Here is a 12,302-nt window from a genome sequence, read left to right as displayed (position 1 = left end):
GAGGCGCCGACCGGAGGCGGCCGCCCGGCGCGTCGCGCCACGCGCGGAGGCACGTACCATGGCCGTATGTCCTTCCTCCGCCGCCGCAGCGCCGCCACACCCGCGGGCCCGGACTTCGACGTCCTGGCCATGGATCCGGGGGACTGGCCCGGCAATCTCGGCGCCGGCCTGCTGCCCGCACCCGACGGCTCCTGCCAGGGCGTGTTCCTCCGCTACGACCTGTTCGGCGGCCGGGGACCCGCGATGATCATCGGTAACCTCCCCGAGGGCTCCCCGGCGCGCGAGCTCGCCGACGGCCAGATCCCCTTCGAGGTCGCCCAGCTCCTCGTGGCCCTGGAGAACGACGAGCCGGTCGAGGTCCTCGACACCGAGGACATGCCCGTCATGCAGGGCGACAACCTCCTCATCGTGCGCCGCCTCAAGCTCTCCGAGAGCCGCATCTCCTGCGTCCAGTTCGACCGCAGCGACAACGTCCTCGTGACGATCGCCAGTTGGGACCGGCCGATCACCGACGACCTGTACGCGCTGCTCAAGCCGCTGCCCGCCGAGCTGTTCCAGCAGGGCTGACGGGGGAGCGGGGCCGATGAGCGCGCGCGTCGACGCCTGGATCTGGGCGGTCCGGCTGACCAAGACCCGCTCGCAGGCCGCGGCCGCCTGCCGGGCCGGACACGTCAAGGTCAACGGCGAGCGGGTCAAGCCCGCGCAGGCCGTGAAGCCCGGCGACGAGGTTCGGATCTACCACGGCGGCCGGGAGCGGATCGTCGAGGTCAAGGAGCTCCACACCAAGCGGATCGGCCCGCCGGTCGCCGCCGAGGCGTACGTGGACAACAGCCCGCCCCCGCCGCCCCGTGAGCACGTCGCGGTCGCCGCCGTGCGTGACCGGGGCGCGGGCCGCCCCACGAAGCGCGAGCGCCGCGAACTCGACGAACTGCGCGGCCGTCGCCCCTGAGGCGAAGTGCGGGGCCGTCGCCCCTGATCCGTCGACTCGTCGACCCGAAGGCCTCCGGGAGTCCTCCCGGAGGCCTTCGGCGTACGTCGGGTCAGCGGGGTCCCGTGCCGAGCAGCTCCGTGATCCGGGCCGCCGAGGTGCCGAGACCCCTCGGCCCCCGCAGCAGCAGCGGGCCGCCGCTGCCCGCGCGGACGTCCTCCGCGCCGTAACGCCGTACCTTCCGGTGCCAGTTGAGGACGCCCGCGAGCCAGTCCTCCAGCTCCCGCAGATACGCCTCGAAGGCCGCACGGCCCGCCGCGTCGATCCCGAAGTCCTCGTACAGCAGCGGGATCTCACGCTGCTTCAGGGTCTCGTACTGGCGCAGCCGGCCCCGCATCAGGTCGTCGACCATCGACACCGCGGTCGGGTAGTCGCAGTCGAAGAACTTCTGGAGCACCAGGACGCCGTTGTGCACCTCGCCCTCGACCTCGATCTCCTTCTGGTACGAGAAGAGGTCGTTGACGAGCGTCCCGTAGTCCATGACCGAGTTCTCCAGGCTGCGCACCGTGCCCGACCGGAACAGCTCCGGCGGCAGCGCCGCGTCCTGCCGCAGCCGGCACAGCAGCGTGGTCAGCTCGGAGCCGAAGGTGCTGCGCCGCATCTCGATGTAGTCGACCGGGTCGGGCACCCGGTGCTGCACCGTGTTGTGCATCTCCCACATCCAGCTGTCGAGCATCGCGTCGAGCGCGGTCCGCAGCCGCGCCCGCGCCTCGGGCGCCATCGGCGTGGCGGTCCGCTCCCAGATGTCGGCGAGCGAGCGCTCCAGCGGGTTCACCGCGCGTGCCGCACCGGCCGCGGGCTCGTCGAGCGGCATGCACGCCTTGAGCCGCTCGGTCTGCTCCTTCGCGCCGGCCAGACCGCCCGTCCGCCCGAAGAAGGCCGGGTAGTAGTCGTCCGCGTAGGTGCCCCAGGTCAGCCAGTCGGCGCTGAGCGACAGTTCCTCCAGGGACGCGTCCGGGTCGAGGCCCGCCGCGCACAGCGCGAGGTCGAAGCCCTCCGCCATCGGCCGGTCCCAGAGGTCGTCGAGGAGGCCGAGGCGCTCGGCCCAGTCCACCGTGTGCCGCGCCGCCTCCGGGTGGTGGGGGTTGATCGTGAGCGGGTACGGCAGGTCGAACTCGGGCAGCAGCGAAGGACCCACGTGCTGGTGCGGGGCATGCGTGAACGCCCGGTGCCGCGCCGCCGCCGGCCGGCCGAAGAGGGTGCGGATGTCGAGCGCGGAGGTGCCGATGATCCCGTCCAGGTGCGAGGGACCGCCGACCATGCCCTCGTTCATGTAGCGGCTGGAGCGCATGTGCCACTCGTGACCGCCGGACTGCCAGTCCTGGAGTCCCTTCGCGTACGCCGCGACGGCCGCGCACTCCTCCGGGCTCAGCCCCTTCTCGGCGGCGAGCAGCGGCACCTCGGTGAGCGCGGTGTTCTCGAACTGCTGGACCCGCGAGGTCAGCAGGTCGTTGACGGCGTTCGCCGCCTCCTGGGTCGTGCAGCCCAGGAACCGCTCCAGGACGAGGACGCCGTTGCTGTTCTCGCCCTCCTCCTCCACCTCGCGCTGGTACGAGAAGAGGTCGTTGCGCAGGTGCACGGCGTCCGAGAAGGCGTCCCTGAGCACCCGCAGCGGCCGGGAGTACGCCACCTGGGCGGGGACCTCGGCCCCCGCCGCGTACTCGACGAGACCGGCCGACCAGGGCGCGCCGCCCACCTTGCGGCGCATCTCGATGTACTCCAGGGGGTTGGCCACCCGCCCGTCGTTGATGTTGTCGAGCTCCCACAGGGACTCGTAGAGCAGGTGCTCGGTCGCCTCCGCGAACCGCACCCGCCAGCCCTCGGACATCGAGGGGACCGTCCGCTGCCAGAGGTCCGCGAGACCCGCTTCGACGGGGTTGGTCGGCTCGGGCATGCCGGCCGCCGGGTCCGCCGGCATGAACAGGGGGAGCCGGTCCAGATAGGCCTTGCTGCCCGCACGGTCCTGGGTGCGCTTGAAGACCTCAAGGAAGTGGTCGTCGAAGAAGAAGACCCAGGTGTACCAGTCGGTGACGAGGTTCAGCGCCTCCTCGTCGCAGTCGGGATGCGTGTACGAGCAGAGCAGCGCGTAGTCGTGGGACTGGAGGTCCTCCTCCTCCCAGACCCCGGAGCCCTCCAGCATCCCCATCTCCCGCGCCCAGTCGCAGGTGTGCGTACGCGCGGCCTCCAGGTGGGGATTGAGCCGGGCCGGATACGGAACATAGAAATCCGGCATGACGAAGGGCTGAGGCATTTCCTGGGGGGCCTTCCGGTGAGCTGGGCGATGACCGGCCCCAGCCTTACCCCTCGTCCAAGGGGCGCACGCGCTCTCCGGAATAGTCGTATGAACGCCGACGGGGTGGTGCCGGACCCCGCGTCCGGCACCACCCCGCACCTTCCGGCCAGGCTGCCGTCAGCCCTGGGAAACCCGCACGTCAGCGGCCTTCACGAAGGCGACCCGGTGGCCGAACTGGATCTGGTAGTACTCCTCCTGGCCCCGGACGACCGTGTGCCCACTGGGATCGAACACCGGAGCGAAGTAGTACTCGCCGGGGGTCTGGCCCCCCACCACGTACCGCTGACCGGCGAGCAGCTTGTACGGCAGCGGCGACACCGACTGCACCGGCACACCCGCCGGATACGCCGAGGCCTCCGGATACGCCCTCCCGTACACCGGCACCTGCGCCAGTCCCTCCCGGGGCGTCAGGACCTGCCCCCGGACGTTCACCGCCGTCGGCTCCGCCACCGGGTTGCTGAACCACGCCTTCTGCCCGAGGTACCAGACCGCCGTCCAGTCCCCCCGGCGCTCCGCCACCGCGAAGCTCTGCCCGGTCGAGGCCCGCGCCCCCGTGTCGTTGACCCCGGTGGTGGAGTCCTGCCCGCCGGGCCGCAGACCGATGTCCTTCACCAGGGGCGCGTCGGCGCTCGGCTCGGTGTGCAGGCGCACCGCCCCGCTGCCGTGCGGCACACACGCCTGCCCCGCCGTCACACAGCCCGTGTAGACCGGCTGGTGGGACTCGTAGTCGGGCCGGATCGTCACCACGCCCGCCTGCGGACCGGCGCTCGGGGTGATCGGACGGCCGAGCAGCTGGAAGTAGTGCGCCCAGTCCCAGTACGGCCCCGGGTCCGTGTGCATGCCCTTGATCGAGGACGTCACCGTGCCCGGCACGTTGTCGTGGCCCAGGACGTGCTGCCGGTCCAGCGGGATGTCGTACCGCGCGGCGATGTACCGCACCAGGCGCGCCGACGACCGGTACATCGCCTCCGTGTACCAGGAGTCCGGCGAGGTCAGGAAGCCCTCGTGCTCCAGACCCACCGACTTGGCGTTCACGAACCAGTTCCCGGCGTGCCAGGCCACGTCCTTCAGCGGCACGTGCTGGGCGACGTGCCCGTCGGAGGACCGCAGCGAGTACTGCCAGGACACGTACGTCGGGTCCTGCACCAGCTTCAGGGTGGTCTTCCAGTCGGCCTCGGTGTCGTGGATCACGATGTAGTCGATCGACTGGGAGACGGGCCGGTTCGCCTTGTCGTGGTTGCCGTAGTCGCCGTCGCCGAACTCCTCGTACGGCGCGGGGATCCACTCGCAGGCCACCGAGGCCGGGCACTCCACGGGCCCGGCGGCCGGCCGGCGCAGCCCCAGGCCCGCCACCTGGCCCGTGGCGGGCGCGACCGCCGGGGCGGCCGGGAGCGTCACCACCTGCCCGCTGTCCGTCGTCCGCGTCTCACCGCTCCGGATCACGTCGAAGACGTCGTTCGCGTACGTCGTCGCCGTCGCCGAGTCGTCCGCGCCGGAGAACCGCGCCACCGCCCCGTACCAGTCGGCCGGGTCCGCGCTCGCCGGAAGACCGGCCTCGCGCTGCGCCGCGGCGAGCAGCGCCGCCCCGCCCTCGATGTTCGCCGCCGGTACGGTACGCAGCTCCTCGGCCGGGATCCCGGACAGCGAGGACGCCCGCTCCAGGGTCCGCAGCCGCTCGGGCAACTCCTCGGCCGCGGGCGCCGGGACGTCCCCGCCGGCGCGGGCCGGGCGGAAGTCGTCGCCCCGGGCGTCCTCCTCGCCCTCCGAGTGGTGCGGGACGGTCCCGGTCAGCGCCGTCACCGCGTCCGTCAGGTGCATCGGACCGTAGCCGCCGGTCACGCTCGGCGCCCCGCCGTGGGTGTCCCACCGCGACTGCAGGTAGGAGACGGCGAGCAGCACGCTCTCGGGCACGCCCTGACGCTCGGCGGCCCGGGCGAACTGCCCCTGCAGGACACCCGCCTCGGGCACCTCGGCGCCGGCGGGCGGGGCGGCGGACAGCAGGGGAAGCAGCAGGGCGGTGGACGCCAGGGCGCCCGCCGCCCCCCGTACACGAGTCGGGGAAGGGTGTCTGCGCGCAGCGGAACGGAGCAAGGCGGCCTCCAGAGGCAGGGGGTGACACGGGGGCGTGCGGGGCCGAACCCGTACAGGGGTATCGGCTCCCGGACGCTGCGTCAATCACACCCGCACGAAAGGAAGTTCCCACGTCAGGGCGGGAATGGAGGCCATGTGGCGGAGTTTCGCGGAGACGGGTCCCGGGCCTGGGACGCGTCAACGGACTGGACCAATGGAGGGAATGGACCAATGGAGCGGTTCTCGTGGCGGGGACGGTACGGACAAGCCGATGCGCCGCGTCCCGGTGTGTCGGCACCGGGCTCACGGCGCATCGCCCCCGTGTGGTCGGCCGGACCCGCCCCTTCAGCGCGTCCCGACCGCCGCGCGCACGGCCCGCCGTGCCAGCGCGCAGTCGTCGTGCAGCCGCCTCAGCAGCAGCCGCTGTTCCTCGCCGGGCGCCAGCGCCCCCGAGGGCACCGGCACCGAACCGGCCGGCGGAGCCTCCTTCATCGTGCGCTGCACCGCCGTCTCGTAGGTACGGATCTCCCGCGTCAGCACGATCATCAGGTTCACCAGGAAGGCGTCCCGGGAGGCCGGGCCCGCCTGCTGGGCGAGCTGACTGATCTGCCGCCGGGCCAGCGGCGCGTCACCGAGCACCGCCCACAGCGTCGCCAGGTCGTAGCCGGGCAGGTACCAGCCCGCGTGCTCCCAGTCGACGAGGACAGGTCCTGCCGGGGAGAGCAGGATGTTGGACAGCAGGGCGTCACCGTGACAGAACTGGCCCATGCCCTGACGGCCGCCCGCGTGCGCCAGACCGTGCAGCAGCTTCTGCAGGTCGTCCCGGTCCCGGTCCGTGAAGAGCCCGAGCTCGTGGTAGCGGGCGATCCGGGCGCCGTAGTCCAGCGGGGCGTCGAAGGTCCCGGCCGGCGGCCGCCAGGCGTTGAGCCGGGCGATCGCACCGAGCGCGGCCCGCACGTCGGCCCGGGGCGGGGCCTCGACGGGGTGGCGCGAGAGCGCCGCCGCCCGCCCGGGCATCCGCTCGATCACCAGCGTGCAGTTCTCCGGGTCCGCGGCGATCAGCCGCGGTGCCCGCACCGGCGGACGGTGGCGGACGAAGGAGCGGTAGGACGCTATCTCGTGCCGGAACCGCTCGACCCACGCGGGGGAGTGGTCCAGTAAACACTTGGCGACCGCCGTCATCCGCCCGGTCGTCCCGACGATCAGTACGGAACGGCCGCTGCGCCGCAGCACCTGCACCGGGTTGAACTCCGGGCAGATCCGGTGGACCGACGCGATCGCCATCTTCAACTGCGCCCCCTGGGGGCCGGACAGATCGATTCTCCCGCTGACCGGCTGGGTACCGGTGCCGCCCGCCCAGCGCCTCGGCCGGACGGCCTGGGGCGCGGGGGCGAGGTACGGTCCGGCGCCTGCCGGGACGATGCGGTGCTGCGGCCGGGGCGGGGCGGACACGGAGGACGATGCTGTGTACATGGAGGTGACAGATCCCTTCGTGCGCCGACGAATTGCGTGCGTCGCCCCGCCCGCCCCCGGTCCGCACCCTGGGGAATGAGGGCCGGTCGGCGGGGCGGGGTGGCGCGTTCCTACCTGACACCCGGGCGCGGGTGGCGGAACATCTCGCGCACCCTGGCGAAGCCTGGCGAATTGTCGCCAGGCCTATGACAGCGGGCTACTGTCAACTCAGCCGAGAACCTGGGGGCTTAGACGTGACCGGACAAACCAACACCCGCCTGGCAGACCTGTTCGGCCTGGCCGGCTGGTCCAAGGGCGAACTCGCGAGACTCGTCAACCGGCAGGCGGCGGCCATGGGCCACCCCCAGCTGGCGACGGACACCTCGCGGGTGCGGCGGTGGATCGACCGGGGCGAGACCCCGCGCGATCCCGTGCCCCGGGTGCTGGCAGCACTGTTCACCGAGCGACTCGGCCGTGTCGTGACCATCGAGGACCTCGGGTTCGTACGACACGGGCGTGCCGGAAAGAAGCAGGACGTCAGGAAGACGGAGAACCCTGACGGGCTGCCCTGGCCCCCCGATCGTGCGGCGGCGGTCCTCACCGAATTCACGGGAATGGACCTCATGCTCAACCGACGCGGCCTGGTGGGCGCGGGTGCCGCGCTTGCCGCCGGCTCCGTACTCAGCAACGCCATGCACGACTGGCTGCAGACCGACCCCACGCGCACGGGCGTCGCCCCGCGAGCCACCGATCCCCTCCACGCCGACCCCGCTGGGTTCGACCGCTACGAGGCCGCCCCCATCGGGTCGGAGGAGATCGAGGCCCTGGAGCACTCCGTCATCGTCTTCCGCGCCTGGGACGCCTCCCGGGGCGGCGGGCTGCAGCGCAAGGCGGTCGTGGGCCAGCTCAACGAGGTGGGCGGCATGCTCGCCTACCGCCACGCCGACCACCTCCAGCGGCGCCTGTGGGGCGTCGCCGCCAACCTCGCGGTCCTCGCGGGCTGGATGTCCCACGACGTCGGCCTCGAACCGACCGCGCAGAAGTACTTCGTCATCGCCGCCCACGCGGCCCGCGAGGGCGGCGACCGGCCCCGGGCCGGCGAGGCGCTGTCCCGGGCCGCCCGCCAGATGGTGCACCTGGGCCGGCCCGACGACGCCCTCGACCTGATGAAGCTCGCCAAGGCGGGCTCGGGCGAGCGGGTGCTGCCCAGGACCCAGGCCATGTTCCACACCATCGAGGCCTGGGCGCAGGCCTCGATGGGGCGGGGGCAGGCGATGCGGCGCACCCTCGGCGAGGCCGAGGACCTCTTCGTCTCCGACACGGGCGAGGAGAAGCCGAGCTGGATGCAGAACTTCGACGAGGCCGACATGCACGGCATGCAGGCGCTCGCCTACCGCACCCTCGCCGAGCACGACCCGGCCGCCGCGATCCCCGCGCAGCGGCACGCCAAGCTGGCCATCGAACTGCGCCACGGCGGACACGAGCGGTCGAAGCTCTTCGACCACATCTCGCTCGCCTCGGCCTGCTTCATCGCCGACGACCCGGAGCAGGCCGACCGGTACGCCCGGCTCGCCCTGATGTCCATGGGGGACACCTCGTCCCACCGGACCTGGGACCGGCTGCGGGAGATGTACCGGCTGACCGGCCAGTACGCGGGCTACTCGAGCATCGAGAGCCTGCGCGAGGAGATCGAGCTGGCCCTCCCGAGGTCCCCCGTCAACCGCCCGAGGACCGGGCAGGCCTGAGCCTCCCGGTCCTACGGGACGGGGAGGCTCAGGCCGTCGGGGCTCGATCGGGGCTCGGTGGGTTTCGGCCCGTCGGGTGGTTGGACGGCTTCGGGCTCGTCGAGTGGCCAGGCCGTCTCAGGCGCGGCGGGCGACCCGGACCACCATCACGCAGGCGTCGTCCTCGCGTGACTCCTCGCCGAACTCCTCCACCACCGCGCGCACACCGTCCTGCGCGTCGCGCGCCTCCGCGAGCCGGGGGCCGAGGGCGAGCAGCCGTCGCGTGCCCGTGTCGTCGTCCGCGCCGGTGCCGCGGGTCAGCCCGTCGGTGTGCAGGACAAGGAGGTCACCGGGGAGCAGTCGGGTCTCGGCCTCGCCGTAGGCGGCGCCGGTCGTCGCCCCGAGCAGGACGCCCTCGGGCCGCCGCAGCGTGTGCCCCGTCCCGTCGCGGAAGAGCAGCGGGGCGGGGTGTCCGGCCTGCGCCCAGGCCAGGGTCTGGGCCACCGGGTCGTAGCGGCAGCACATCGCGCTGCCGAGCGCGGGCTGTCCGGAGGTCTCCAGGAGCTGGTTGAGGTGGCCCATCAGCGCGGCGGGGCGGATGCCGGCGACGGCCATGCCGCGCAGCGCGCCGAGGAGCATGGCCATGGAGGAGGTCGCGGCGACCCCGTGGCCCGTCAGGTCGCCGACGGTGAGCAGCGCGTCCCCGTCGGGGAGTGCGAGTGCGTCGTACCAGTCGCCGCCGATCAGACCGGTGCTGGCGGCCGGGAGGTAGTGCGCGGCCACGTCGAGCGGGGCGGGGCCGTCGTGGGCGAAGCGGAGCGAGCCGCGCCACGGCGGGAGGACCGCCTCCTGGAGCTCGACGGCGACCCGTCGCTCGGTGAGCTCGATGTGGCGGCTGCGCTCCAGGCTGTCCCGGCTCTCGCGGACGGTCCGCTCGCTGCGCCGCAGCTCGCTGACGTCGCGCAGGACGGCCCACATGGAGGCGGTGCAGCCGTCGGTGTCGAGGACGGGCTCGCCGGTCATGTGCACCGTGCGCACCCGGCCGTCCGTCCGTACGATCCGGAACTCGCCGTCGATCGGCTTCCCGTCGATCAGGCAGTCCGTCACCATGCTCTGCAGGACGGGCTGGTCCTCGGCGAAGACCATCGTGGGCATCTCGTCGAGCGACATCGGGCCGCTCTCGCGGAGCCGGCCGAAGATCTGGAAGAGCTCGTCGGACCAGCTGACCTCGTCGGTGAGCAGGTTCCACTCGGCGCTGCCGACCCGGGAGAGCAGCGAGCCGGTCCGGGGCGGGGCGGCCACGCCGTACGCCGTGCCGGGGGCGGTGTCGACGGGGACGTCGATCTCCCCGGCCGCGTCCACGAGGCTCGCGCTCGCCGGGACTCCGGCGCGGAGCTGGCCCAAGTGGGCGCCCAGGTCGTCGAGTTGATGGACTGCCAGGTCGCACAGGGCGCGCTGCCACCGCTGCTGGGGGTCGTCCTCGTCCGCCACGGCGTCCCGGCGGACGGCGTCCACCTCGCCGCGCAGGCGGCGGGTCTGTGAGATCAGCGCGTCCACCGCGCCCGGCTCCGGCGGCTGGGCGGGGCGATCCGCGAACAGATGGGACGGCATGTCGTACTCCGATACAGGCGCGGCGCGGCCAGGTGTGGAAGGTGGCCCGTAGACGACTGTTGCACAGCCCGGCACAGCCCGTAAGGGATTTGGCAACACTCGATCCGGTGGTGCTTCCGTCATATGCCAAAGGCCCGGCGATTATCGGACAGGCCACGACCCGTTACGGTGCTGGGGTGGTGAACGACGACGCAAACAGCACGGTGGGCGCGGGTGCGACGGTCACGGGCGGGCCGGCCGCGGGCGGTTCGGACGTGCGTACGGGGGCGGGTCCGGGAGTGCCGGGGGCTCTTGCGCCCGGCGCCGTGACGGGTGTGGCGGGCACGGCTGTGGGCGGTCCGGACGTGCGTACGGACGCGGGTGCGGCGGCCGCGAGCGCGTCGGTCACGAGTCCGGTGGCCGTGAACGCCGTGGGTACCGCCGTTCTACTCGCCGCCGCGCCCGCCGGCCGGGGCCGCGCCATGGACGCCGCCTCCGTGCTGCCGGCGCTCGCCGCGGTGCCGCCCGGGGTCCTCACCGGCACCACGGCCGCCACGGTCGTCGAACTCGCCGACCCGCTCGACCCGCAGACCGTCCTCACCCGGCTGCGCGCGGCCGCCGCGAGCCCCGGCCCCCTGGTCGTCTGCCTCGCGGGCCAGCTCCACCTCGACCGCCGCCAGCAACTGCCCCATCTCGCCCTCGCCCGCACCACGCAGGCGACCCTCCGCTACACGGCGCTGCCCTGGCACTGGCTCGCCGGCGAACTCGGCGTACGGCAGCCCGGCACCACGACCGTCGTCGCGGACCTCGCGGCCGACCCGGACGTCTGGCAGCGCCTCACCGCGGCGCCCGGACTCCTGCACCTGGGGCCCGGCCCCCTCCTCTACGGGCGTGTGGTGCCCGCCCCGCGCAGGGGTGAGCCCACGACCCCCGAGTACCTGCGGGCCTGGGCCGAACTCTGGCGCTCCGGAGCCCGGTTGACGCCGGCGTCGGCACACGCGGAGGCGGCGGCGCGGGCGACGACGGTGTCCCCGGCACCGGAACCGGTGTTCCTGACACCAGGGCTCGCGCCTCCGGGGGCTCCAGCGGCCGGACCGGAGACGCGCCACGCGCCTGCGCCGGGGTCCGTACCCTCGCCCGGCCCGGCACCGGCGCCCGGCCCGGCGACTGGGCCCCCGGCAGCTTGGGCACCGGCGCCCGGCCCGGAGGCAGTGCACCCGGCCGGTACGGCGCCCGCGCCCGCTCCGGGAGCTGTGCACCCGGCCGGTACGGCGCCCGCGCCCGCTCCGGGAGCTGTGCACCGGGCCGGTACGGCAGCCGTGCCGGGTCCGGGAGGTGTGTATCCGGCCGGTACGGCAGCCGCGCCCGGCCCGGGAGACGTGCACCCGGCCAGTGGGGCAGTCGTGCCGGGTTCCCCAGTCGTGCACCCGGGCGGTGCGGCACCTGGGCCCGGTGCGGGAGCTGCGTACCCGGTCGATACGGCAGCCACGCCCGGTGCCGCAGCCGTGCGCCCGGCTCGTACGGCACCGGCGCCCGGTCCGACGGCCGTGCCCCCGGCCCGTACCGCACCCGCGTCGGTCTCCGCACCTCCACCCGCGCCGGTCTCCGCACCCGTTCCCGTGACCCGGCCCGCGCCCGCGTTCCCGCCGGTGCCGGCGCCCCCGCCCGCCCGTGCGCACGCGTCGGCGGGCGCCGCCGTCGACCCGCACCCCGCGATCCTCTCCGCCGCCATGGCGGGCCGGCACGGGGAGGCGGCGGCGGTGGCGGCTGCCTGGGAGCACGAGGCTCTGCGCCGTCACGGACCCCGGTCGGTGGAGGCCGTGCACTGGACGGAGGTACGGGCCGACCTCGCCCGCCTCGCCGGGGAACCGGCCCGCAGCTGCGAACTCTGGATCGCCGCCGCCGAGGCCCGGCTCGGGCTGCACCAGCGCCCGGACGACCCCGACGTCGAAGGGGCCGTCGACCGGGCCCACCACCAGTGGGAGCACATCGAGGACCCCGGCCGCGCCCGGGCCATCGGGCCCCTCCTGGTCGACCTCCGCCGACGGGTCCCCGGCCGCAGGCCCGGCGCGCTCGCCGCGCTCACCCGCCGCATGGGCTGAGCGGCCGGGACGGGGCGAGGGGCGGCGGCCTCCGCCCGCGCCCGTACGGCCACGACGGAAAGCAGGCCCCGATCTCCCCTCCT

General features: G+C 73.9%; 8 protein-coding genes. 4 read left to right on the top strand and 4 right to left on the bottom strand.

Annotated features, from left to right (window positions below):
- Positions 1-66 precede the first annotated feature (66 nt).
- Positions 67-567: a hypothetical protein gene (locus GGE06_RS11110; RefSeq protein WP_116162955.1), complete on the top strand. Its 501-nt coding sequence runs from the start codon at positions 67-69 to the stop codon at positions 565-567.
- Between the two features lie 16 nt (positions 568-583).
- A complete protein-coding gene (locus tag GGE06_RS11105) occupies positions 584-949 on the top strand; it encodes an Hsp15 family ribosome-associated heat shock protein (protein WP_116162957.1) in 366 nt (121 codons plus the stop codon).
- Positions 950-1,040: 91 nt separating this feature from the next.
- Here the strand turns inward: GGE06_RS11105 and GGE06_RS11100 are convergent, their stop codons facing one another.
- The 3 genes from GGE06_RS11100 to GGE06_RS11090 all read right to left on the bottom strand — a co-directional run bounded on the left by GGE06_RS11100 (position 1,041) and on the right by GGE06_RS11090 (position 6,824).
- The gene (locus tag GGE06_RS11100; RefSeq protein ID WP_184930713.1) at positions 1,041-3,239 is read right to left on the bottom strand and encodes a terpene synthase family protein; all 2,199 of its coding nucleotides are present in this window, start codon (positions 3,237-3,239) and stop codon (positions 1,041-1,043) included.
- Between the two features lie 159 nt (positions 3,240-3,398).
- Entirely contained in the window at positions 3,399-5,372 is a 1,974-nt protein-coding gene (locus tag GGE06_RS11095; RefSeq protein ID WP_184930712.1) for an N-acetylmuramoyl-L-alanine amidase, read from the bottom strand.
- Between the two features lie 324 nt (positions 5,373-5,696).
- Positions 5,697-6,824, bottom strand: coding sequence for an aminoglycoside phosphotransferase family protein (locus GGE06_RS11090; protein ID WP_116162963.1), 1,128 nt, complete (start codon positions 6,822-6,824; stop codon positions 5,697-5,699).
- Positions 6,825-7,057: 233 nt separating this feature from the next.
- Between GGE06_RS11090 and GGE06_RS11085 the strand changes: the two genes are divergently transcribed.
- Positions 7,058-8,548: a DNA-binding protein NsdB gene (locus GGE06_RS11085; protein ID WP_116162965.1), complete on the top strand. Its 1,491-nt coding sequence runs from the start codon at positions 7,058-7,060 to the stop codon at positions 8,546-8,548.
- Positions 8,549-8,665: 117 nt separating this feature from the next.
- On the opposite strand, the gene GGE06_RS11080 is transcribed toward GGE06_RS11085, so the two are convergent.
- Positions 8,666-10,138 carry a PP2C family protein-serine/threonine phosphatase gene (locus GGE06_RS11080; protein WP_184930711.1) on the bottom strand — a complete coding sequence of 491 codons (1,473 nt, stop codon included), beginning with the start codon at positions 10,136-10,138 and terminating at the stop codon, positions 8,666-8,668.
- 179 nt (positions 10,139-10,317) lie between these two features.
- On the opposite strand from GGE06_RS11080, the gene GGE06_RS43395 reads away from it, so the two are divergent.
- The gene (locus GGE06_RS43395) at positions 10,318-12,219 is read left to right on the top strand and encodes a ribosomal eL19 family protein (RefSeq protein WP_312883097.1); all 1,902 of its coding nucleotides are present in this window, start codon (positions 10,318-10,320) and stop codon (positions 12,217-12,219) included.
- Positions 12,220-12,302 lie beyond the last annotated feature (83 nt).

The sequence above is a fragment of the Streptomyces nymphaeiformis genome (assembly GCF_014203895.1).
In the GTDB taxonomy this organism is placed as follows: domain Bacteria; phylum Actinomycetota; class Actinomycetes; order Streptomycetales; family Streptomycetaceae; genus Streptomyces; species Streptomyces nymphaeiformis.
This window is presented reverse-complemented; position numbering and strand designations above follow the sequence as displayed.